The following is a 23354-nucleotide window of genomic DNA, read 5'->3' as shown; positions in this document are numbered from 1 at the left end:
AGGGAGATCCAACGTGCACGCACCGACACCTCGTCAGGCGCCGCGTCGTCACGCACCGGCCCGTGCGGCCCTCTTCACCGTCCTCGGACTCCTCGCCGCGGCCTGCGGCGCCTCCGCCGACGAGGGACGGACCAAGGGCCCCGCCGCCGAGAGCCAGGACGTCCACCTCCAGCCCGTGGCCTCGGCCGGTCCGGACCCCTTCACCGCCTCCTCCGCCACCGGCGAATCGGCCCCCGTCCAGCCCCCGCTGCCCAACGCGACCGGCCAGGGCATCCGTACCGTCAACGCGGCCACCCCCGGCCTGTACGGCGGAACCCAGCGCCTCGGCAGCTGCGACGTGGAGGCGCAGGTCCAGTCCCTGACCGCCGACGACGCCAAGGCCCGCGCCTTCGCCGAGGCCTCCCAGGTGGCGCAGGAGCAGATCCCCGACTTCCTGCGCGGCCTCACCCCGGTCGTGCTGCGCGCCGACACCCGGGTGACCAACCACGGCTTCGTCGGCGGCAAGCCGGACGCCTTCCAGTCCGTGCTCCAGGCCGGCACCGCCGTCCTCGTGGACAACCACGGAATGCCCCGCGTCCGCTGCGCCTGCGGCAACCCGCTGCTCTCGCCGCGCGCCGCCAAGGGCGCACCGGTGCTCAAGGGGGAGCCCTGGAGCGGCTACCAGCCCGCCCAGGTCGTGGTCATCGAGCCCACCATTCAGGTGATCAACAACCTGGTCATCGTCAACGTCGCCGACAACACCTGGATCGAGCGCACGGCCGGCGACGACGGAGCCCAGGACCGCGCCCCGCAGACGCCGCCCCCGTACGACCCGGCCGACGGGATCCCCGCCGGGCCCGCCACCCCGCCCGGCACTTCGCCGGCCGAACCGTGCCGGACCCCCGACAGCAACAGCCTCGCCCGTACCGAGCCGCCGCCCACCGGCCCGCCGAGCCCCGGCGCCAGCGCCGCCCCGAACGTGCCCGACTGCCCGCCGAGCCCCCCGCAGACGGCTCCCAGCACCCCCGGCGACCCGACCGGCCCGAACACCCCGACGGCCCCCGACCAGCCCTCGTCCGGCGTGCCCACGGGCCCGCCCACCGCCCCGCCGCCCGCCACCGACCAGCCGGGCGACATCCCCTCCGACCTGCCCGGGCAGACCCCGGGCGACCCCGGGACCCTGGTGGGCCCCGACGGGGCGTCGCCGCAGCCGAGCGACCCGTACGCGGACCCGTACGCGGACCCCTACGCCGACCCGTACTCCGACCCGTACTCCGTCCCCGAGCAGCAGCCCTCGGCCCCGTACGACGGCCAGTACCTGGAGAGCGCCTGACCGGCCCGTGTGTCATGGTGGACCGGTGCCGATCGCCGTATCGCTGCCGGAGGACTGGCCCGCACACCCGGACCGCTCGCTCTCGCTGAACCGCATGGGCAGTTTCGACTGGGACCTGGTCACCGGTCTCATGCACATGGACTCGGCCGCCCTGGAGGTCTTCGACACCACCGCCGCGGAGTACGACGGCAGGCCCGGGTCCCTCTCGCCGCGCGTCCCGCCCGCCGAGGGCGCCCGGCTCGACGCACTGGTCTCCTCGGCCCTCAAGAGCGGGGTGGACAGCTACGGCGCCTACTTCCGCATCCGCTGCCACGACGGCACGCTGCGCTGGACGCACACCCAGGGCCGGGTCATGCGCGGCCCGGAAGGCCGCCCGTACCGCATCATCGGCATCGTCCGCGACGCCACCGAGGAACTGAGTCATTCGGCGGAACGCCTCGGGCTGGACGAGGAGCGGCGCCGCCAGACGTCCGTGGTCGAGTCCACCACCGCCGCGCTCGCGCACGCCCGTACCGTCCAGGACGTCATCGACGCCCTCGGCGATGCCCACGGCCTGGAACGGCTCGGGTCCATGGGGATGGTGATGGGACTGGTCGAGGCCGGCCGGATCCACCTCGTCGCCGAGGGCCCCGCCGGCAGCTTCGTCCCCGGCACCCGCTACACGCGCATCGACGAGCCGTACCCGATGAGCGAGGTGGTCCGCTCGCTCCAGCCGCGCTTCCTGGACTCCGCGGCCGAGTTCGCCGCCGGGTACCCCGGGCTCTGGGCGAAGATCTCCTCGATGCACATCTCGGCGGCCGCCTATCTTCCGCTGATCGCCCAGGCCCGCCCGATCGGCGCGATCGGCCTGCTCTACCAGGACAAGGACGGCTTCTCCCAGGAGGAGCGCAACCTCCTCGTCGCGCTCGGCAGCAGCATCGCGCAGAGCCTCCAGCGGGCGATGCTGCTGGAACAGGAGCACGATCTGGCGGAAGGGCTCCAGCAGGCGATGCTGCCGCGCCGGATCCCCTCGGTGCCCGGCGCCGAGATCGCCGTGCGGTACCGCTCGGCCAAGATGGGCCAGGACATCGGCGGCGACTGGTACGACGTCATCCCGCTGCCCGGCGGCCGGGTCGGCGCGGTCATCGGGGACGTCCAGGGCCACGACACCCACGCGGCGGCGGTCATGGGCCAGCTGCGGATCGTGCTCCGCGCCTACGCGGCCGAAGGGCACTCGCCGGCCACCGTCATGGCCCGGGCCTCCGTCTTCCTGCACGAGCTGGACACCGACCGCTTCGCCACCTGCACGTACGCCGAGGCAGACCTGTCGACCGGGGTGCTGCAACTGGTCCGGGCCGGCCACATCGACCCCCTGCTGCGCACCCGCGACGGGGACTGCGAGCGCCTCGCCCTGGAGGGCGGGATGCCGCTGGGGCTGTCGGCGGAGTTCGGGCTGCTGGAGTATCCGGTGACCACGGTCGAACTGGGGCCGGGGGAAACGCTTCTGCTGTGCACGGACGGCCTGGTGGAACAGCCCGGAGCCGACCTCGACGACGGCGTCCGGCTCCTCACCTCCCTCGTGCGGACCGGACCGTCCGACCTGGCCCTGCTCGCGGACCGGCTGTGCGAGGTCGTCGACGACCGGGGTGGCGCCGACGACATGGCGCTCCTGCTGCTGCGCCGCGAGGCCGAGGAGGTCCAACAGGCGGGCGGGCGGCTCCAGCAGCACGTGGCCCCCGGCGATCCGGAGGCCCTCGTATCGGCCCGCCACATGATCGGCGCGGCGGTGCGGGCGTGGGGCGCGCGGGACCGGGCGGACGAGATCGAGCTGATCGCCGACGAGCTCATCGTCAACGCCCTCATGCACACCGACGGCCCCGCCATCGTGACGCTGCGGGTCCTGACCGGCCCCGAACGCCGGCTCCGCGTGGAGGTCGAGGACCGCTCCAGCGCCCTGCCGCGCCGACGGGAGGCGGGCGACTCCGGGGTCTCGGGACGAGGCCTGATGCTGGTGGACCGGCTGGCCGACGTCTGGGGCGTGGAATCGCGGGGGAACGGCAAGTGCGTGTGGTGCGAGTTCACGATGCCGTGACCCCGTACGCGGCCCTCGCCGGCCCTCGCGTGCGGCCGGGGCCGTCATCGCCGGATCAAGCGCCTAGAGTCACCCCGTGAACATACCCGTGGCGGTCCGCTGGGCCCTGCTCGCCTGCGCCGGCCTGAACCTCTTCTTCGCACTGAGGGCGCTGCACCGCATGCGCCGGGCCGGGCGGGGCCGACGGACCGGTCCCGGTCTCGACGCCCTCGACCACGCGCTGGGCACGGTGCTGATCGCGACCCTCGCCACGGGCGGCGACCACCCGGGCGTCGCCTTCGGCGCGCTGATCCTGCTCGGCCCGGTGATCCTCTGGAAGGCCGTCCGCGACGTCCGGGCCCACCGCGAGGTGAAGACCCGTACCGCCACCGACATGAGCTAGGCCGCCCGGCTCGCGCCCGGCCCGCGGCCACGGCAGGCTGGGGGCATGCCCGAACTGCCCGAAGTCGAGGCCCTGAGGGGGTTCCTCGACGAGCACCTGGCCGGGCGGGTGGTCGAGCGCGTCCTCCCGCTCGCCGTGAGCGTGCTCAAGACCTACGACCCGCCGCTGACCGCACTCGAAGGGCAGCGGGCCGGGACCACCGCCCGGTACGGCAAGTTCCTCGCCCTGCGCATCGGCGAACTGCACCTCGTCACCCACCTCGCCCGGGCCGGCTGGCTGCGCTGGATCGACACCGTCCCCGACCGGCCGCCGCGCCCCGGCAAGGGGCCGCTCGCGCTGCGCCTCGTCCTGGAGGGCGGCGGCGGGTTCGACCTCACCGAGGCCGGGACCCAGAAGCGGCTCGCCGTGTACGTGGTCCATGATCCGCAGGAGGTCCCCGGCATCGCCCGGCTGGGCCCGGACCCGCTCGCCGAGGCCTTCGACCGCGAGGCCTTCGGCGCGCTGCTCGCCGGGGAACGGCGGCAGATCAAGGGCGTGCTGCGCGACCAGAGCGTCATCGCGGGGATCGGCAACGCCTACAGCGACGAGATCCTCCACCAGGCCCGGGTCTCGCCCTTCAAACTGGCCGCCTCCTTCGACGAGGCGCAGGTGGACCAGTTGTACGAGGCCGTCGAGGAGACCCTGCGCACTGCCGTCGACCGGGCCCACGGGGTGGCCGCCGGACGGCTCAAGGCCGAGAAGAAGAGCGGGATGCGGGTCCACGGCCGCACGGGCGAGCCCTGCCCGGTGTGCGGGGACACCGTCCGCTCGGTCTCCTTCGCCGACTCCTCGCTCCAGTACTGCCCCACCTGCCAGACGGGCGGCAAACCCCTCGCCGACCGCAGACTGTCGAAGCTGCTGAAGTAGCGGCCGGGGTCCCGGGGAACTCTCCCGGGAGGGTCACGGCCGGACCGCCGCGGGCTAGACTCCGGCCCATGGCCGAGGAGCAGCAGCCGCAGCCGCCCCGGCGGGAGGTCGTCACCGGGGTTGCGCGCGGCAGCCGCGGGAGGGCGCCCGCGCATACGCCGGCCCGGTCCGAGATCTCCGAGCAGACCACTCTGGGCGCCACCTACGTACGGGCCCTCATGCGCAGCCAGCTGCGCGCCGGACTCGCCGCCCTGGCCGCGCTCGTCCTCCTGGTGGGCCTGCTGCCGCTGCTGTTCCTGCTGCCCCGGGTCGCGTCCGGGCCGCTGGTCTGGATCGTGCTCGGGGTGCTGGTGTATCCGGTGCTGTGGTGCGTCGCCCGCGCGTACGTGATCCGGGCCGAGCGCAACGAGGCCGATTTCACCGGGCTCGTCACCGACCCGACGGAGCCGCCGCCGGGGCCGCGGCGGCCGGAGTAGCGGCGGCCGCTCGCCCGGTGGCGGTGGGACCCGTCACCTGCGGGGGTAGAAGTAGCCGATGGCCAGTCCGTCGCTCGTGCAGTTCATGCCGCGGTAGCGGTCGGTGAAGGTGCCGGTGATGCCGGTGGACGCGTCGTACGCCTGGCCGCGGGGCAGGTCCTCGCCCACCCTGAACCGCAGCTGGACGTGGACGGACTCACGGGGCTTCAGTGTCGTGGCGGCGGGGACGGAGCCGCCGGCATTCCCACCGGCCCGGCGCAGCGTCTTCCAGGCCCGCCGGGAGGTGTCCCAGTACTGCAGGTCGCCGTACGGGCTCAGGTCGCGCTCACCTTCGTTGTAGAGGTAACTCTCCAACACGGCGCCGAGTCGGAACGACTTCAGTTCCTTCGGCGAAGCGTTGGTGAGCGTGGCGGTGTAGGTCGTCCAGCGGGTACCCAGGGGGATCGACTTGGGTATGCCGAACACGCGGCCCGCGAAGATGTTGGGGTGGTACTCCCCGTAGGCGGTGTCGAGGTCGCGACACGTCGGGAGCGTCGCGGCGGACGCCGCCTGGGCGGCCGGCGCGGCCGGTGCGGGGGCCGGGGACGGCATCGACGTCTTGCCCGCCGGGAGCATGGTGAAGTCGTGCCAGGTCTCCTTGGCCGAACCACAGGAACCGTCGCTGTTGCGGTAGTCCGCGGCGGCGAGTGCGTATCCGGCGCCGGGTTCGGCGTTCTTGACCACGCGGGTGCGCAGTTTGAGCGTGACCGTGGTGCGCGGACCGATCGCCAGGGAACCGAAGAGCTCGTCGGGCGTCGTTTCCCGGAACGTCGTCCACCGCACCGCCTTGGCGTCGTAGTACTCGGTCTCCAGCTCCAGCAACGGCCCTTCGACGTTTTCCGCGGAGGCCACGGCCAAGAAGGGCTGCACCTTCTCCAGGGCCTTGTCGGTGGTGTTCGTGAGCGTCATCGAGAAGGCCGTCCACGCGCCCCCGTCGCGAAGGCGGCAGGGGCGGTGGGGGGCGATCACTGCAACTGCTGCCACAGCCGTCGCGGCGGCCGTCAGAGCGCGGCGCATCTTCATTCGGTAGACCTCTCACGTCCCAAGTGCCTTCGCAGACCGGTGCACTGAACATGACAACGCCCACGGTCGAAAGGTTGCACCCGATCTCGACGGACCGGTCGAAGCGGCCCGCTCGGGGCGGGCCGGGGGCGGGGCAGCGCGTCGCGTACGGTGCCCGTCCTCCCCGAGGGCCCGCTCAGAACAGGTGCATGGCCAAATGGCCGAGCGGGAGACCGAGTTGCCAGGCCGGGGTCCAGACCCGGGCGTTCTCGTCCAGCCCCGGCGGGGTGTCGGCGTGGCCGTGGCGTCCCGGGTCGAGGTTCGTGGCGAACAGCTCCGTGTGGTCCAGCCAGCGCCAGGCGGCCCGGGCCAGTTGCAGGTCGGGGTCCTCGCCCTGCCCGCGCTCGCGGGCCTCCTCGCCCAGCGCGAGGAACCGGGTGTGGACCCAGTCGCGCCAGGGGTGACCGTACGCCGTCAGCGACATCCACTCGTCGAGCTGTGAGACGACCCTGATCCCGGAGAGTTCGCCGGCGGCGTCCGAGAGGTAGATGGTCAGCGCGAGCGTGTCGCGTCCGGCGCGGAACTCCAGGGTGCTGACCGGGATCAGCCGGCCCGTGCGCAGCAGTTCGTCGGCGATGTACTCCGCGTAGAGCCATGCCATGGGCACCGCGAGCCCACCGTCACTGGTGCCGTTCGTACCCTCGGGCTGCACCGTTCCACCTTCTCCCGCATGCGTCGCGTCTTCCCGCCGTCAGCGCCGAGCCTTCCTTGCGCGGCTCGCGATGCGGGGGATGTTTACTCAACTTGAACGGTCCGATGCCGGTTTCGATGCGGTTCGTGTCCGGTTCGCGGGTGTTCAGGCCATTCTTTGACGCGTTCGCCGCGCCTCGGGCCGATGGGCCTCTCGCGGGTGCGGGACCGGTCAGACCGTGGCGATCACGGCGTAGCGTTCGTCGGTCACCGCCCGTCCCCACAGGGCCGCGTTGTCGCCGAGGGGCTCGACGCGCAGGGCGGTGACGAGCGGCCTTACGGCGGCGGCGAGTTGGCCGGCGCCGACGCCGCCCGCCCAGGGCAGGGTCTCGGCTCCGGGAACGTACGGCGGGGCGCTCGCGTCGGCCTCGCGCCAGCGGCCCTCGACCAGCACCAGGGTGCCGCCCGGGCGCAGTCGGCCGATCCAGTCGCCGAGCGCGGCCTCCGGGGCGGGCAGGGTCCACACCAGGTGGCGGGAGAGCAGGACGTCGAACCGCTGGTCGCCGGTGGGCGGTGCGGCGGCGTCGCCGACCAGGAACCGGCCCGGCAGTCCGGCGGCGGCCAGTTTCGCCCGGGCCCGCCCGACCATCCGCGGCGAGAGGTCCACCCCGGTGACCCGGTGCCCGGCCTCGGCGGCCAGCAGGGACAGCGAACCGGTGCCGCAGCCCACGTCGAGGACGTCGAGCGGTCCGGCCGGCAGCCAGGAGCGGATGAGGTCGGCCCACGCGTCGCGGGTTTCCGGGGCCCGCAGGCCGTGGTCCGGCTCCTCGTCGAACCGGGGAGCGGCCGTGTCCCAGTAGGCGGAGATCTCTGCGGTGTTCGTGGAGTTCGGCATCCCGCGAGTCTCGCAGCCGGCACTGACAACGCCCGGTGGACACCGGCCGGCCCGCCCTCAGGCGCCGAGTCCGTATCCGTAGCCCTGGAGGTCCTTCCGCAGGGCGCGCAGGGCGTAGTACGTACGGGACTTGACCGTTCCCGCCGGAATGCCGAGCTCGGCCGCGGCCTCGGCCACCGAGCGGTCCTGGAAGTAGACCTGCACCAGGACGTCGCGGTGCTCCGGCCCCAGGGAGCCCACGGCCCGCCGTACGTCTATGGCCGTCACCGAGCCCGCCACCGCGTCCCCCGGCGCGGGTGCCTGGTCCAGCCCCTCCGGGTCCACCTCCATGGGCCTGGACAGGCGTGCCCGCCGGGCGTCGATGGCGAGCCGCCGGGCCACCGTGAACAGCCAGGGACGCAGGGACTCGTAGGCGCCGCCCAGGACCTCGGGATGCTGCCAGAGGCGCAGCAGGGTCTCCTGGACGAGGTCCTCCGCGCGCTGGGCGTCCCCGGCCGTGAGGCCCAGCAGGAAACCGAACAGGGCCCGTCCGTGTTCGCGCTGGAGTTCGGCCAGTGCCTCGGGGTCGGTGCGGCGCAGGGTGGGGGCGAGGGGCACGGGAGGCTCCTTCCGGGGGTCGGTGCGGGGTCGGTCGAGGTCGACGGATCCACCCTGACCTGCGCCGGGCCGCCCGGGAACCGTCCCGTCCGGACGGTGCGCCCAAGCACCCGGGTCGTCCGGTGGGCGGCCACGCGGGGCGGTGAACGGTCGAACGGCGCGCCGAACGGCCATTGGGGTGAGCGCGTGGCCGGGGGCGGAGCCGTTCCTTGACTTCGGGCGTCTCTTTCTATGGATTGACTGAAGATCGGGTAGTCGTATTTATCGAGCCAGCCAAGGAGAGCCGGGACAGATGACCGCACGTACCCGCCACGCCCTCGCCCTCCTGACCGCCGTGGTGCTGTCGGCCGTCGCCGGCTGCTCGGCGGGCGGTGACCCCGCGCCCGCGCGCCTCGCCGGCTCCCCGTCCTCCGCCCGGGCGGCCTCGGGCGCTCCCGGATCCACCACGGCCCCGGCCGCGGGCTCGCAGAGGGGCTTCACCCTGGTCGCGAGCGGCGACGTGCTGCCCCACGAGTCGGTCATCCGGCGGGCCGCCTCCGACGCGGACGGCGACGGCCACGACTTCCGGCCGATGTTCTCCGCGGTCAAGCCGATCGTCTCGGCGGCCGACCTGGCCCTGTGTCACATGGAGACCATCTACGGGCCGGAGGACGGCCCGTTCACCGGCTACCCCGCCTTCCAGTCCCCGCCCGAGGTCGCCGACGGCCTCAAGGACACCGGGTACGACGGCTGTTCCACGGCCTCGAACCACACCCTCGACGCAGGCGCCGCCGGTCTCAAGCGCACCCTCGACCGCTTCGACAAGGTCGGTCTGAAACACGCGGGCTCGGCCCGTACGCAGGCCGAGGCGGGCACCGTGACGATGTACACCGCGGGCTCCGCGAAGGTCGCGCACCTCGCGTACACCTACGACACCAACGGCTACCCGATGCCCGAGGGCCAGCCCTGGGCGGTCAACCTGATGGAGCAGGAGAAGATCGTCGCGGACTCGCGGGCGGCCCGGAAGGCGGGCGCCGACGTGGTCCTGGTCAGCCTGCACTGGGGCACGGAATGGCAGACCGAACCGGACGAGAGGCAGCTCGCGCTCGGCAAGGCGCTGACCGCCTCGCGGACCGGCGGGCGCCCCGACGTGGACATGATCCTCGGCACGCACGCCCACATCCCGCAGGCGTACGAGAAGGTCAACGGGACCTGGATCGTCTACGGCATGGGTGACCAGGTCGCGGGCGAGATGTTCAACTACGGCGGCGCACGGGACATGCGCGGCAACTACGGTTCCATCGGCCGTTTCACCTTCGCCCCGCCGGCCGCCCCCGGGCAGCGCTGGCAGGTCACCAAGGCCGAGTTCGTCCCGCAGATGATGGACCTGGGAGCGGGCCGGGTCGTCAACCTCCCCGCCGCCCTCGACCGGTCGCCCGGCCGCGAGGCCGCCCGGGAATACGAGGAGGCGCGCGACGAGATCGCCGAGGCGGTCCTGGGCCGCGGCGCGGCCAAGGACGGGCTGACGATGGCGAAGTAGGAGCGGAAGGGTCCGAGGGGGCGGTCAGGCCGCGGCGTTCGGACCCTGGGCGGCCTTGACGCCCTGGAGCGCGGTCAGCTTGCGCACGAAGAGGACCGCCAGCACGGCGGCCACGACGATGACCAGGTCCGCGACCATGGCGAGGGGATAGGCGTCGCGGAGTTCCGCGGCCCCCACCGCCATCCTGTAGTTGTACGAGCCGAGTCCGTTGAGGAGCCAGGCGGCCACGCACGCCAGCCACCACGTGACCACCGGGGCGCCGGAGACGGAGCGGAAGGAGCCGTCGGGCGCGTTCTGCGTGCTGGCGTTCCAGGTCTCCCGAGCCGTCCGGTACGGGAAGAAGAGGTTCGCGATCGGGACGAACCACCCGCCGATGGCCCAGCCCGCCGACTGGCTGAAGCCGTCCGGGCGGAACACCTCGGCATTGCAGCGGACCCGGTGGAACCACACGATGAAGACCACGGTCGTCGCCAGCATCGTGAGGCTCTCGGCGAATCCGACCAGGTTGATGAGGATGTCGTGCGAGACGATCTGGCCGTGGATGATGCCCGAGGGATCGGAGAGCACCTCCTCCAGCTGCTGCCACATGTACAGCTTTCCCCAGGCCGAGAGCAGAGTGAACACCGCTCCCACGGACAGCAGCACGGTCACGGCGGTCGCGCTCGCCTGCGGGGAACGCAGGACCTGGGCGGGCCGGGACGGCGGAGAGGGTGAGGGGGACGGTGACGGAGCGGGCGCGATCGAGGACATGACGGAGTACCCCCCACGGGAACATGTGCGACGTATGACAGGGAAGCGGAACGGCCCACAGGCCGTCCGAGCTGCCCGAACATACGTCAGCCGCGGCCCCGACGTCTACGGTGATCAGGTTGCGTGGGCAAACAGGTACCGCAGGGCAGGGCGATGCCGGGGGAGCGGCGGCCGGCCCCGGCTACGGAACCACGGTCACCGGCCAGCGCCCCGCCTTCACCAGACGGATCGCCACCGAGCCCACGATCCGGTGCCCGGCCTGCTCCGAGGCCCCGACCACCACCGCGTCCGCCATCAGCTCCTCCGCCGCGCTCACCAGCCCGGCGTACGCGTCCCCGCGGAAGGTGTGGAACTGCCACCGGACGTCGTAGACGCCCTTCAGCCGCTCCGCGGACTCCCGGATCTCGGCCACCAGCCCCTCCGCGATCTCCTCCGTGGCCTCCGACACCGGCGCTCCCAGCGAGGCCCCGGCCGGCATCACCGGCTGGACGTACACCAGCGCCAGCAGCGCGTTCTGCCGCCGGGCCAGCCCCGCGGCGTAGGAGGCCGCGCGGAGCGAGGACTGCGACCCGTCCACCCCGGCGAGGATCACCTTCGGACCGTCCGTACCGCGCTCGAATCCCGTACTCACATGCTCTGTCACCCTCCCGAGGTTAGGGCGTGTGTCGCGGATCATGCCGGGCCCGCGCCGCGGACTGATCCGGCCTGATCCGCGACACACGCCCTAAACCCGCTCACCGCGCGAAGGGGCGCGGCCCTCCCTACAGTGCGAACCATGAGTGCCACCGTGGAGGAGACGCGCGGGACGCGCGCCAGCCGCAGCCGCTTCCTGAACCGGGTACCCGATGCCTTCGGAGCGTTCTTCGGAACCCTCGGGCTGTTCTGCGCCCTGCTGGCGCTCTCCCCGACGCTGCGCCGCCTGCTGCGGCCCGTCGTGCGCTTCCTCGACCTCATCGTCGTACCGGTCAGCGCCAACCTCGCCTACGCCGTCTTCCTCTTCCTGCTCGCCGCGGCACTCGGCATGCGCAAGAAGGTCGCCTGGTGGATCGTCGTCACCTATTTGGCCCTGCTGCTCCTGGTCGACGTACTGACCATCGCCGCCGAGGACTACTGGGTGGGCTTCTCCTCCATGGCCCTGGCGGTCGCCGCCCTCGCGATCCTGATCGCCGCGCGCAAGGAGTTCAACGCCGCCTCCCGGCCGGGGGCCCTGTGGCGGGCCATGCTCGTGCTCGGCCTCGGCCTGCTCGCGGCCGTGTTCCTCGGCTGGGGCCTGGTCGCGCTCTTCCCGGGAACCCTGCCCAAGGGGCAGTGGCTGGACTGGTCCGCCAAGCAGGTCTTCGGCGGGCTCTTCTCCGCCCGGCAGTTCGACGGCCACCCCGCCAGACCCCTGTACTTCCTGCTCGGCCTCTTCGGCGCCCTCGCCCTGCTGAACGCCGCCGCCACCCTCTTCCGCTCCCAGCGGCTGACCGCCGCCCTGCACGGGGACGAGGAGCCCCGCATCCGGGCCCTGCTGGGCGCCTACGGACGGGGCGACTCCCTCGGCTACTTCGCCACCCGGCGGGACAAGGCCGTCGTGTTCGCCCCGAACGGCAAGGCCGCCGTCACCTACCGGGTCGAGGCCGGCGTCTGCCTCGGCAGCGGCGACCCCGTCGGCGACCCCGCCGCGTGGACCCCCGCCATCGACGCCTGGCTCGCCGTCGCCCGCCGCTACGGCTGGCAGCCCGCCGTCATGGGCGCCTCCGAGGACGGCGCGACCGCGTACGCCCGCTCCGGACTCGGCGCTCTTCAGCTCGGCGACGAGGCCATCCTGCACGTCGCCCACTTCGACCTCGACGGCCGCGACATGCGCGTCACCCGCCAGGCCGTCAACCGGGTCAAGCGCACCGGGGCCAGTACGGTCATCCGCCGCCACTCCGCCCTCTCCGAGGACGAGATGCAGACGATCGTGGACCGGGCCGACAAATGGCGCGACACCGAGACCGAACGCGGCTTCTCCATGGCCCTCGACCGGCTCGGGGACTCCGCCGACGGCGACTGCCTGCTCGTGGAGGCCTTCGACGACAAGGGCGAGCTGATCGCCCTGCTCTCCTTCGTGCCCTGGGGCAAGGACGGCATCTCCCTCGACCTGATGCGCCGCGACCGGGCCGCCCCCAACGGGGTCATGGAGTTCATGGTCGCCGAGCTCTGCGCGGCCGCCCCGGGCCTGGGCGTGCGCCGCGTCTCCCTCAACTTCGCCGTCTTCCGCTCCGCCTTCGAGGAGGGCGGCCGGATCGGCGCCGGTCCCGTCCTCAAGGTGTGGCGCAAGCTGCTGCTCTTCTTCTCCCGCTGGTGGCAGCTGGAGGCGCTGTACCGCTCGAACGTCAAGTACGGCCCCGAGTGGTACCCGCGGTTCCTCTGCTTCCAGGACGCCGGCTCGCTCGCCCGGGTCAGCCTCGCCTCCGGCATCGCCGAGGGGTTCGTCTCCGTGCCGAGCATGCGCACCCTGTGGGGCAACGGCCACCCGCGCGGGCTCACCGCCCCCGCCACCACCGCCGGCCTGCCGCCCATCGAGTCCCTCGGGCTGGAGTCCGTAGGGGAGGAGGACGGCGAGGCCGCACGGGCCGAGCGGCAGCCCGAACAGGTCCGGGTACGGCACGACAAGCTGGAGCGGATCAGGGCCGCCGGCACCGACCCGTACCCCGTCGGCATCCCGCAGCGCACCCACACCGTCGCCGAGCTGAAGGCCGCGCACCCCGGATACCCGCCCGGCGCCCGCACCGGCTCGCCGGTCACCCTCGCCGGACGCGTGATGGTCGTGCGCGACCTCGGCGGCGTGGTGTTCGCGGTGCTGCGGGACTGGTCCGGGGACGTCCAGCTGATGTTCACCCGCGATGAGGCGGGCGCCGCCGTGCTCGACACCTTCACCTCCCAGGTGGACTTCGGCGACCACGTCGTCGCGAGCGGCGAGGTCGGCGCCAGCAAGAGCGGCGAACTGTCGGTGGTCGTCGACTCCTGGCAGCTCACCGGTAAATGCCTGCGCCCGCTGCCCGACAAGCGCAAGGGCCTCGCCGACCCGGAGGCGAAGGTCCGCATGCGCTACCTCGACCTGGTCGCCAGCCCCGAGGCGCGCGACGTCGTACGGGCCCGCTCCAGCGCCGTCCAGGCCCTGCGTCAGGGACTGCTGGACCGGGGCTACCTGGAGGTCGAGACCCCGATGCTCCAGCAGATCCACGGCGGGGCCAACGCCCGGCCGTTCCGCACCCACATCAACGCCTACGACCTCGACCTGTACCTGCGCATCGCGCCCGAGCTGTACCTGAAGCGGCTGTGCGTGGGCGGCATGGAGAAGGTCTTCGAGATGGGCCGCACCTTCCGCAACGAGGGCGTCTCCTACAAGCACAACCCCGAGTTCACGATGCTGGAGGCCTACCAGGCCTTCGCCGACTACGACGTGATGCTCGACCTGACCCGCGAGCTGATCCAGGGCGCCGCCACGGCCGCCTTCGGCTCGCCGATCGCGCACAAGGCCGGACCGGACGGAAAGCTCGTCGTCCACGACATCTCCGGGCCCTGGCCGGTCAAGACGATGTACGGGGCGATCAGCGAGGCCCTGGGCGAGGAGGTCGACGCCGACACCGAGGAGCACGTCCTGCGGCGGCTGTGCGACCGCGCGGCCGTGCCGCACACGCCCGACAACACCCGGGGCGACGTGGTCCTGGAGATGTACGAGCGGCTCGTGGAGGAGCGCACCAAGCTGCCCACCTTCTACAAGGACTTCCCCACCGACGTCTCCCCGCTCACCCGGCAGCACCGCAAGGACCCCCGGCTCGCCGAGCGCTGGGACCTGGTGGCCTTCGGCACCGAACTGGGCACCGCCTACTCGGAGCTGACCGACCCCGTGGAACAGCGGCGCCGGCTGACCGCGCAGTCGCTGCTGGCGGCGGGCGGGGACCCGGAGGCGATGGAGCTCGACAACGACTTCCTCGACGCGCTGGAGTACGCGATGCCGCCGACCGGCGGGCTGGGCATCGGGGTCGACCGGCTCGTCATGTTCCTCACGGGTCTGACGATCCGGGAGACGCTGCCGTTCCCGCTGGTGCGGCGGGGCTGACGGAAGAGGCTGGACGGCGGGGCCGACAGGCCGTCGCCGACCAGCGGGACTACTCCGGGCGGGTGAGCGCGCGGGGGCGCGTCCGCGCCTCTCGACATCTGCGGCGATGTCGTTGATACGTAGTAGTAATGAAAAATGACGAGCCGACAGTAGGGCGACGCGTGCTCCTGCGCTCCGCCGTCTTCCTCGGAGTCGCCGCCGCCGCAGGACTGCTGACGGGCGGCGAAACCGATCTGCCGACACCGGGCGCCGGAGGTACGGGGACTCCCGCGGCGGGACCGCCGCCCGGCGGCGCCGCAGGACCCGGCCCCCTCACCGGAGCCCCCGCCGGGCTGCCGCGGTTCCCGCGCGGATCCCCGTACCGGCTCGAACCGATGACCTCCGAAGGGGCCCCGGAGCGCGTCCCCGCGGCGCAGCCCGCCGTGCGGACCCGGCCGATCCTGGAACTGCCCGCCGGGGCCCAAGGAGGAAGTGGGTCGGCGAGCGCCATGACCCTCACCTTCGACGACGGCCCCGACCCCCGCTACACCCCGGGCATCCTGGACACGCTCGCGCGCCACGGCGTCCGTGCCATGTTCTTCGTCTGTGGGGAGATGGCGGTGGACAACAAGGACCTGCTGCGCAGGATGGTGGCCGAGGGCCACGTCATCGGCAACCACACCTGGACCCATCCGCAGCTCACCAAGATCAGCCGGCCGGCGATGGCCTCCGAGATCGGCCGCACGAGCGAGGTCGTACAACAGGCCGCCGGCACCGCTCCGCAGTGGTTCCGGGCGCCCTACGGGGCCTGGAACCGGGCCGCCTTCGAGATCGGCGCGGAGCTCGGCATGGAACCGCTCGCCTGGACCGTGGACACCCTGGACTGGAAGGAGCCGGGCACCACCGCGATCGTGTCGCGGGTCCTCAAGCAGGCCGCGCCCGGCGTGATCGTGCTGAACCACGACGCGGGCGGCAACCGCTCGCAGAGCGTGCAGGCGCTGGCGAGCTACCTGCCGCAACTGCTCGGACGGGGATTTCGGATGACGCTGCCCGAGCTGCCGCCGCGCTGACGGCGGAACCGGCAAGGGGCCGTACCCCGTGCGCGGCCGCGGCGGCGTCCGCCGCGGCCGCGCACGAGTCGGTCAGCGGGCCTCCACCATCCGCGCGAACACGACGACGTTGCCGTCGTAGCCGCGCCCCTTCGAGTAGCCGCCGCCGCACGTGATCACCCTGAGTTCCGGGTGCCCGGTGTCCCCGTACACCCGGGATCCGGGGAAGGTGCTCTTGGAGAAGACCTCCACGCCGTACACCTCGAACACCGCCGTGCGACCGTCGTAGCGCGCCACCTCGATGCGGCTGCCCTTCTGGACCGAGCCCAGCCCGTAGAAGACCGCGGGGCCCTGCGCGTTGTCCACGTGACCCACGATCACCGCCGAACCCTGCTGGCCCGGCGAGATGCCGTTGAGGTACCAGCCGGCCAGGTTCTTGTCCTGCGGGGGCGGCGCGTCGATCCATCCCTGCGCGTCCAGCCCGACCGTCATCACCGGCGCGTCCACGCTGATCGACGGGATCCGGATGCGCTGGACCGACGAGTGGTCCAGCGCCTCCATGTCCGGCGCCGGAACGGGCAGCTCGGCGGGTGCCTGATCGGCCGGCTGCCCGACCGTCGCCCCGGCCGGTGCGCTGACCGCCGCGGCCGCGGCCGGCTGCGGGGGTCCGTCGCCGGCCTCGGCTCCGTTGCGCATCATGGCGAGGCCGCTGAGCATGACCAGCGCGATCGCACCCCAGGGGGAGCGCCTCCTCGGTGGCCTCTCACCCTCGTCCTCGAGCATGGTTCTCCCTTCCCGGACGCGGGGGTCCCGACCCGCGTTCCTGTCCCACCCCTTCACGCCCTACTTCACGCACGCTAAGCCGGTGCGTGCGGGACGGCGATCGGGGAAGGGCGAACGGGTGGTGGGGCCGTAAGGGGTGCGCCCATCCAGGTAATCGTCACATAAATGCCTGACGGGTCGTGACCTGCGGATCCGTCAGCGAACGCCGCCGCGCATCGGCGTGTCGCTCAACCTTGCGGCCCAAAGCTGGACATGCGCTGGTTGCGGACCGAACAGAGGGTTCGTGGTGGGAGGCGTTCTCGTCGATCTGCCCGGGCCACCGCTCCGGGGCGCTTCCCGCTGGAGGTTCCACCATGCGTGTTCTCCGCGCTCTTACCGTGACCGCGGCGGCCACTTGCGCCGCCATCGCCCTCAGTGCCCCATTCGCCTCCGCGAACCCCGCGGGCGGTCCGCCCTCGGGAGGAAACGGCGGACCCAGCAATGTCACGGTCAACCCGTACTCCGTGCACCAGGGCTCCACGATGCAGGTCAGCGCGGCCGGCTGCGGCCACGGCGGCATCGTCTTCTCGCACGGCAACTTTCCCCAGACGAACCTGTCCGCCGGCTCCATCGGCTTCGCGACGGTCCGGATCTTCAACCACGCCTCGCCCGGGCACCAGACCCTGTCGGTCAAGTGCCACGACAACAGCCTGGTCGCCACGCACCGCTTCACGATCCTGGACGGCCGCGGCGCCCAGGGCGGCATCGGCGGATCCCTCGGCCCGTCCACCACCGAGACCGCCATCGGCGCGAGCCTCGTCGGTGCGGCGGCCCTGGGTGCCGGTGCCCACGTGATGCGCCGCCGGCGCCCGATCCGCGGCCGGGCCTGACCGGCCGACCTCCCCGGTCGGCCCGGACAACCGCCGGTCGCCCCGTGTCCTGGCCAGGACACGGGGCGACCGGCGTTTTCGGGGAGATGAGGTTGTGGTGAGACCGGGTGAGACCGGGTGGGGGCGGCCCCGCGGTGGCGCGCGATCAGTGGATGCGGCGGATGTCCCGGCGGCGCAGGGCGTAGCCGAGGCCGACCAGACCGCCGAGGACGAGCCCCGCGCCGGCGCCGAGTTCCAGGGGGTCGAGTCCGGCGATACTGCCGCCGAGGCCGCCGCGGACACCGAGGGTGGCCCGGCGCGAAGCGCCCGTACCGGTGCCGGTACCCGTACTCGTACCGGCGACCGCGCTCGCGCTGGCGCTCGGTGTCTTTCGGGCGCCGACGGTGGAACTGGTCGTGGGCCTGCCCGTGCCGCCGGTGATGGTGAGGTCGGCCGAGCCGGTCTCGCCGGCGCAGGTGAAGGAGACGGAGTACTGGGCTCCGCGCCGCGCGTCCCGGTCCACGGTGACCCGTGCGGTCTTGCCCCGGTCGATGCTCACGGTGTCGAAGATGCCGGAGGAGACGGTGGCGAAGGCGGCGTTGCAGCCGGTGACGGACAGCACCACCTGGCCGCCGGGGGCGACCGTCGAGGGGGTGATGGCGAAACCGAAGGAGGTGATCGGCGCGGCCTCGGCCGCGCGCGCGGCGGGTGCGGGCACTGCGCCGCAGAAGAGGAGGGCGCCCGCCGCGGCGGCGCCCAACAGGGCTGTGGGGGAGGTGGGTATCGCGCCCATGGATGATTCTCCGGATCCCCGAGGAGCAGCCGCGGAACGGTTTCCGCACGTGGGGGGTCGTGCGCCTCGATGTCCGCCACGCTAGGTCCGGGCGGGGCGGCCCGCGATCAGGAACGGGCGAATGGGGCATGGACGTAGGCCGAACCGGGGACGGGAGGCCCGTCCCCGGTTTATTGGGCGACCGGGTTGCCGACCCCGGCAGGGGGTGGCGCGGTGTCAGCCGCCCAGGCCCAGATGCGGGAACTGGGAGAGGAACGGCTCGGCCGTGGCGGCGACGCCCCGTCCGAAGGGTGCGTCGAAGTCCCAGATGAGGAACAGCAGGAACGCGATCAGCGCGCTGAACAGCCCGGCCAGCAGCAGTTCCCGGAACGAGCGCCTGATCTGCAAGGTGAAGATCAGCCCCACCGTCACCAGGGCCCCGGCGATCAGGCCGAACCAGACCACTCCGGGCATGGTGGCCCCGGCGCTCTGGCCGCGCGCGTTGCGCGCGTCGTCGACCACGGCGACCTGGTCCACGAGCGGCTGGTACGCCTGGCCCTCGTGGTCGGTCTGCGGTTCGTAGTCCGTCACATCACGGCGGATGCGTTCCAGCAGCTCCCCGCTGCGGTCCGTCAGCTCGCCGTTCTCGGCCATCTCCTTCCATTCGGTGTCGACGACGTAGGTCACGTAGGCGTCGACGTCTGACCTGATCTTCTTGCGCACGTCCGCCGGGTAGACCTCGGAGCGGACGCTGATCTCGTGCAGGGCCTGCGATTCCTGGCGCACGTATTCCTGGGCGGCCCCGCGGCCCTCCCAGACGCCGGCGATCGCCAGGCCCAGCACGATCGCGTAGATCACGCCGATCATCATCGTCATGTACTCGATGACGTCCGGGGTCTCGCTGGGATCGTCGTCCTCACCGATCCGGCGCTGGTTGAAGAAGGCGATGGACAGCACCACGGCACACGCGGCGGCCATCGCGAGGGACAGGACGAGCCATTCCGACAAGATGACTCCCAATCGATTACGGGGGTGGAATGCGGCGGCTCTAGCGCGGGCGCAGCGCGACGATCGCGAGCACCGCGGGGGCCGCGGTCATCAAGGTGAAGGTCACCGGTGAGATGTGGCGCTCTACCGGCTTGCGGGCCGCCGCGTGGTAGGCGGGGCGCGCGACCGGCTTCTTGGGCACGGCCACGGGGATCACCCGGGGTGGCGCCGGCGGTGCCGGTGGCTCCGCGACGGGTTTCGGAATCGGCTTCGGAATCGGCTTCGGGGCCGGCTCGGGGGCCGGGGGAGCGGGGGCCGGGCGCACGGGGGGCGGGGCCGGTGCGGGGGGTGTGGGCACCGGTTTCGGGGCGGGCGGCGGCGGGGGTGGTGGTGGGGGTGGTGTCGGGGTGGGCGTGGGCTTCGGGTGGGGCGGCGGAGGGGGCTTCGGGGTGGGCTTGGGCGGGCACGGCGGGGGAGGAGGCGGCGGGCAGGGCGGGTGGCCGTGGTGGCCACCGTGGCCGTGGCCGTGTCCACCACCGTGGCCGCCCCCGTGTCCGCCGTGGCCTTGACCGTGGCCTTGACCGGATCCGCCCCGGTTGCCGCGATCACCCCGGCCGGCCTGGTTGCCGTGGTCGCCACGGCCGCCCTGGTCGGCCTGCTCGCCGTGACGTCCGCCACCTCGGATGCCCCCGGTCGCGCCGCCCAGGGTGGTCAAGGCCTGCCTGACGGCGGCCGTCCCGTCGCCGGGGTCGATCGTCGCGTATGCGCTGCTATCGGCCATGGCCGGTGTCGCGGACAGGGCCGCCCACAGGAGGACCGGTACTGCCAACAGGCGCCTGGAAGAGGCTCTTTTCACCCGGGGATCATGGGGTCGCGCGCGCCCGCGCGCGGGAAGGTTGCCCTTGGTTCGCCTGAACGGGTGAGGCTTTGGCTACGGAGGTTTGAGCCAGATTCGCGTCGCCTCCGATCGTTCACCGACCTTTTCTCAAAAGGTATTTGTCGGTTTCGATCATTCCGCGGAGGTCGATCGTCCGGCCTTTGGCATGTGACGAAGAACGGATCAGCAATTTCCGCTTTCGCTCGCTCCGTTGGGCAATGATCAGTACATTCGGCTCGGACAGGAGTCCGACCCGTCCGGACCGCCGCACGACCAAGGCTTGGAGACCCCGATGGAGCGCCCCGCCTGGGCCCCGCAGGGCATCGACATATCGGTGCCGAGCGTGTCCCGCATCTACGATTACTACCTGGGCGGCTCCCACAATTTCGAGGTCGACAGGCAGGCGGCCCGTCGGGCCATGGAATTCATGCCGGGTCTGCCCAAGATCATGCAGGCGAACCGGGCATTCATGCGCCGAGCCGTCCGCTACGCCGTCGCCGAGGGCGTGACGCAGTTCCTCGACATCGGCTCCGGCATCCCCACCTTCGGCAACGTCCACGAGATCGCCCAGGCCGCCAGCCCCGAGGCGCGCGTGGTCTACGTCGACCACGACCCGGTGGCCGTCGCCCACAGCCAGGCCGTCCTGGCCGGCACCGAGCGCACCGGGGTCGTCGCCGCCGACCTGCGCAAGCCGCAGGACATCCTGGCCGCCCCCGAGGTCGCGCAGGGGCTCGACCTGAGCCGCCCGGTCGCCCTGTTGCTGGTCGCCGTCCTGCACTTCCTGGAGGACGCGGACGACCCCTACGCCGCCGTCGCCCAGCTGCGCGACGCGCTGGCCCCCGGCAGCCTGCTGATCCTCACGCACGCCTCGTACGAGGGGATCCCGCTCTCGGAGGAGGTCGCGAGCGGCACCGTCGGCGTCTACCGCGAGATCCGCAACCCCCTCGTCATGCGGGACGCGGAGCAGATCCGCGGCTTCTTCGACGGCTTCGGCCTGCTCGAGCCCGGGTTGGTGTCCATGCCCGACTGGCGGCCCGACACGACCGGCGGGCAGGAGGGCGAGTCCGCGGACGAAGACCCCTACGCCTTCTCGGGATTCGCGGGCGTGGGACGCAAGGCGTGAGACTGCCGACGCAGACGGCGGACGACCCGGCCGCGCCGCAGGGCGGTCTGGAGGACCGGATCGGGCGGTTCGCGACCATCTGGGGAAGGGCGATCTTCCCGGTCACCGCGACCTCGCTCACCCGTACCGAGTTCGAACGCCACCTCGTACCGCTCACCCGCACCCTCGTCGAGGCCCTGCGGGCCCGGCCCTTCGACTCCTCCGTCGGCCAGCGGGTCGGGGAGGAGCTCGTCGCGGTCCACTGCACCGACCCGGAGGCCCTGGCCGGCACGCTCGGTGTCGTCGAGTCCTACCTGGTGCTGTACTGCGGTCCGGGCGGCCCCGACGCCGAGAGCGTCGAGGGGACCGAGGAGTACCGGTCCCGCTGCGCCCGGCTCCAGCACGGCATCGCGGCCGGGTTCGCCCGCGCCCTGCGCGAACGCACCCTCAAGGAGCAGGAGGCCATCGCCCGCTCCGCCCTGACCGCCCGCGCCGACGCCCAGCAGGCGCTGCACGCGAGCGAGGCCCGCTTCCGGGCGGTCTTCGAGGGAGCGGCCGTCGGGATCGGCATCGCCGATCTGGACGGCAACGTCCTGGAGATCAACGACGCGCTGCTGCAGATGTTCGGCGGTATGGACGGGCACGTCCGCGGCCGCAATGTCAGCGAGTGGAGCCATCCCGACGACACCCCGCACGTGTGGCGGATGTACGGGGAACTCGTGCGCGGCGAACGCGACAGCTACCGCGTCGAGAAGCCGTACTACCGGCACGACGGGACCGTGCTGTGGACCAACCTGACGGTGTCGCTGCTGCGCGACGCCGAGGGCGTGCCGCAGTACCAGCTGGCCCTGATGGAGGACACCACCGAGCGCCGGCTGCTCAACCTGCGCCTGCGCTACGAGGCCACCCACGACGCCCTGACCGGCCTGCCCAACCGGACGCTCTTCTTCGAACGCCTGGAGAAGGCCCTGAGCGGAGCCGGCGGATCCCGCTTCGGCCTGTGCTACCTCGATCTCGACGGCTTCAAGGCCGTCAACGACAGCCTCGGCCACTCGGCCGGCGACCGGCTGCTGGTGGAGGTCGCCGACCGGCTGCAGAGCTGCGCGACCGGACCGGGCGAGGTGGTCGCCCGGCTCGGCGGTGACGAGTTCGTGGCGCTGACCACCGGACCCGACACCGAGGAGAAGGCCACCGAACTCGCCGTCCGGATCCTCTCCGCCCTGTCCGTCCCGATCCGGCTGGAGGGCCGTGAGCTGACGGTCCGGGGCAGCATCGGCATCGTCGAGGGCCCGGCCCGCGAGCGCACCCCGGCGGAGGTGCTGCGCAGCGCCGACATCACGATGTACCGGGCCAAGGCGGCCGGCGGCAACCGGTTCGAGTTCGCCGACGCCGCCGCCGACGCGCGCGCCATCACCCGGCACGGGCTGACCAACGCCCTCCCGGCCGCGCTGGAACGCGGCGAGTTCTTCATCGAGTACCAGCCGCTGGTCCACATGCACGACGGCAGCGTGCACGGGGCGGAGGCGCTGGTGCGCTGGTCGCACCCGCAGCACGGGGTGCTCGGCCCGGACCGGTTCATTCCCCTCGCGGAACGCACCGGACTGATCGTGCCGCTCGGCCGCTGGGTCCTGGAGGAGTCCGTCCGCCAGGCCCGTGCCTGGCAGCACCAGCAGGGCGGCGCCACCCTGCGGATCAACGTCAACCTGTCCCCGACCCAGCTGCACCACCCCGGTCTGGTCGCCGACACGATCCGCGTCCTGGAGTCCTCCGGCCTGACTCCGGGCACCCTGTGCCTGGAGGTCACCGAGTCGGCCCTGATCGGCGCCGACGACGAACTCCTCGAACCGCTGCGCCGGCTCGCCGCCCTGGGCGTGGACATCGCCCTCGACGACTTCGGCACCGGCTACTCGAACCTGGCCAACCTGCGCCGCCTCCCCGTGAGCGTTCTGAAGCTGGACCGCTCCTTCACCAAGGGCATGCAGCAGGAACCGGCCAACCCGGTCGACGTCAAGATCGTGGAGGGCATAGTGGCGCTGGCCCACAGCCTCGAACTCGCCGTCACCGTCGAGGGCGTGGAGACCGGCGCCCAGGCCGCCCAGCTCCGGGCCCTCGGCTGCGATACGGCCCAGGGCTGGTACTACGCCCGCCCGGGGGCCGCCGACCGCATCCACACCCTGTCGCTGTCGGACGCGGTGCCCACCCTCTGACCGCGGTTCGAGAGCGGGGCC

At 72.6% G+C, this 23354-nt stretch carries 21 protein-coding genes; 11 read left to right on the top strand and 10 right to left on the bottom strand.

Annotation, left to right across the window (positions count from 1 at the left end):
- Positions 1–13 precede the first annotated feature (13 nt).
- From OG730_RS05355 to OG730_RS05335, 5 genes are all read left to right on the top strand, one after another.
- The gene (locus tag OG730_RS05355) at positions 14–1312 is read left to right on the top strand and encodes a DUF6777 domain-containing protein (protein ID WP_327303089.1); all 1299 of its coding nucleotides are present in this window, start codon (positions 14–16) and stop codon (positions 1310–1312) included.
- Between the two features lie 7 nt (positions 1313–1319).
- Positions 1320–3383, top strand: coding sequence for a SpoIIE family protein phosphatase (locus OG730_RS05350; RefSeq protein ID WP_327303088.1), 2064 nt, complete (start codon positions 1320–1322; stop codon positions 3381–3383).
- Between the two features lie 76 nt (positions 3384–3459).
- Positions 3460–3765 carry a hypothetical protein gene (locus OG730_RS05345; RefSeq protein WP_327303087.1) on the top strand — a complete coding sequence of 102 codons (306 nt, stop codon included), beginning with the start codon at positions 3460–3462 and terminating at the stop codon, positions 3763–3765.
- A gap of 45 nt (positions 3766–3810) precedes the next feature.
- Positions 3811–4671, top strand: a complete 861-nt coding sequence (locus OG730_RS05340) for an Fpg/Nei family DNA glycosylase (protein ID WP_327303086.1) — start codon at positions 3811–3813, stop codon at positions 4669–4671.
- A gap of 68 nt (positions 4672–4739) precedes the next feature.
- Positions 4740–5147, top strand: a complete 408-nt coding sequence (locus OG730_RS05335) for a hypothetical protein (protein WP_327303085.1) — start codon at positions 4740–4742, stop codon at positions 5145–5147.
- A 33-nt stretch (positions 5148–5180) separates the two neighbouring features.
- Here the strand turns inward: OG730_RS05335 and OG730_RS05330 are convergent, their stop codons facing one another.
- The 4 genes from OG730_RS05330 to OG730_RS05315 form a co-directional block, all read right to left on the bottom strand.
- The gene (locus tag OG730_RS05330; RefSeq protein WP_327303084.1) at positions 5181–6095 is read right to left on the bottom strand and encodes a hypothetical protein; all 915 of its coding nucleotides are present in this window, start codon (positions 6093–6095) and stop codon (positions 5181–5183) included.
- A 289-nt stretch (positions 6096–6384) separates the two neighbouring features.
- A complete protein-coding gene (locus OG730_RS05325) occupies positions 6385–6849 on the bottom strand; it encodes a hypothetical protein (protein ID WP_327309154.1) in 465 nt (154 codons plus the stop codon).
- A gap of 261 nt (positions 6850–7110) precedes the next feature.
- Positions 7111–7773 (bottom strand): class I SAM-dependent methyltransferase, encoded by a 663-nt coding sequence (locus OG730_RS05320; protein ID WP_327303083.1) that lies wholly within the window; start codon positions 7771–7773, stop codon positions 7111–7113.
- 57 nt (positions 7774–7830) lie between these two features.
- The gene (locus OG730_RS05315; protein WP_327303082.1) at positions 7831–8370 is read right to left on the bottom strand and encodes a sigma-70 family RNA polymerase sigma factor; all 540 of its coding nucleotides are present in this window, start codon (positions 8368–8370) and stop codon (positions 7831–7833) included.
- Positions 8371–8662: 292 nt separating this feature from the next.
- Between OG730_RS05315 and OG730_RS05310 the strand changes: the two genes are divergently transcribed.
- Positions 8663–9889: a CapA family protein gene (locus OG730_RS05310; RefSeq protein WP_327303081.1), complete on the top strand. Its 1227-nt coding sequence runs from the start codon at positions 8663–8665 to the stop codon at positions 9887–9889.
- 24 nt (positions 9890–9913) lie between these two features.
- Here OG730_RS05310 and OG730_RS05305 read toward each other — a convergent pair whose 3' ends face one another.
- Both OG730_RS05305 and OG730_RS05300 read right to left on the bottom strand, forming a co-directional pair.
- Positions 9914–10639, bottom strand: coding sequence for a DUF4328 domain-containing protein (locus tag OG730_RS05305; RefSeq protein ID WP_327303080.1), 726 nt, complete (start codon positions 10637–10639; stop codon positions 9914–9916).
- Positions 10640–10820: 181 nt separating this feature from the next.
- The gene (locus OG730_RS05300) at positions 10821–11315 is read right to left on the bottom strand and encodes a universal stress protein (protein ID WP_442814829.1); all 495 of its coding nucleotides are present in this window, start codon (positions 11313–11315) and stop codon (positions 10821–10823) included.
- Positions 11316–11414: 99 nt separating this feature from the next.
- On the opposite strand from OG730_RS05300, the gene lysX reads away from it, so the two are divergent.
- Positions 11415–14729 (top strand): bifunctional lysylphosphatidylglycerol synthetase/lysine--tRNA ligase LysX, encoded by a 3315-nt coding sequence (gene lysX, locus OG730_RS05295; protein WP_327303078.1) that lies wholly within the window; start codon positions 11415–11417, stop codon positions 14727–14729.
- 128 nt (positions 14730–14857) lie between these two features.
- Entirely contained in the window at positions 14858–15778 is a 921-nt protein-coding gene (locus OG730_RS05290) for a polysaccharide deacetylase family protein (protein ID WP_327303077.1), read from the top strand.
- A 72-nt stretch (positions 15779–15850) separates the two neighbouring features.
- On the opposite strand, the gene OG730_RS05285 is transcribed toward OG730_RS05290, so the two are convergent.
- A complete protein-coding gene (locus OG730_RS05285) occupies positions 15851–16540 on the bottom strand; it encodes a class F sortase (protein WP_327303076.1) in 690 nt (229 codons plus the stop codon).
- Between the two features lie 353 nt (positions 16541–16893).
- Here OG730_RS05285 and OG730_RS05280 point away from each other — a divergent pair, with 353 nt between their 5' ends.
- Complete coding sequence (locus OG730_RS05280; protein WP_327303075.1) at positions 16894–17409, top strand: hypothetical protein; 516 nt, start codon at positions 16894–16896, stop codon at positions 17407–17409.
- A gap of 145 nt (positions 17410–17554) precedes the next feature.
- Here the strand turns inward: OG730_RS05280 and OG730_RS05275 are convergent, their stop codons facing one another.
- The 3 genes from OG730_RS05275 to OG730_RS05265 form a co-directional block, all read right to left on the bottom strand.
- On the bottom strand, positions 17555–18181 hold the full coding sequence (locus OG730_RS05275) for a hypothetical protein (RefSeq protein WP_327303074.1): 627 nt from the start codon (positions 18179–18181) through the stop codon (positions 17555–17557).
- A 216-nt stretch (positions 18182–18397) separates the two neighbouring features.
- Positions 18398–19168, bottom strand: coding sequence for a bestrophin-like domain (locus OG730_RS05270; RefSeq protein ID WP_327303073.1), 771 nt, complete (start codon positions 19166–19168; stop codon positions 18398–18400).
- Between the two features lie 40 nt (positions 19169–19208).
- Positions 19209–19355: a hypothetical protein gene (locus OG730_RS05265; RefSeq protein WP_327303072.1), complete on the bottom strand. Its 147-nt coding sequence runs from the start codon at positions 19353–19355 to the stop codon at positions 19209–19211.
- A gap of 961 nt (positions 19356–20316) precedes the next feature.
- On the opposite strand from OG730_RS05265, the gene OG730_RS05260 reads away from it, so the two are divergent.
- Positions 20317–21147, top strand: coding sequence for an SAM-dependent methyltransferase (locus OG730_RS05260; RefSeq protein WP_327303071.1), 831 nt, complete (start codon positions 20317–20319; stop codon positions 21145–21147).
- Positions 21144–23333, top strand: coding sequence for a putative bifunctional diguanylate cyclase/phosphodiesterase (locus tag OG730_RS05255; RefSeq protein ID WP_327303070.1), 2190 nt, complete (start codon positions 21144–21146; stop codon positions 23331–23333). Before OG730_RS05260 ends, OG730_RS05255 begins: the two co-directional genes overlap by 4 nt.
- Positions 23334–23354 lie beyond the last annotated feature (21 nt).

This window comes from Streptomyces sp. NBC_01298, assembly GCF_035978755.1.
In the GTDB taxonomy this organism is placed as follows: domain Bacteria; phylum Actinomycetota; class Actinomycetes; order Streptomycetales; family Streptomycetaceae; genus Streptomyces.
Note: the sequence above shows the minus strand (reverse complement) of the source record. Positions and strands in the feature narration are given on the sequence as shown.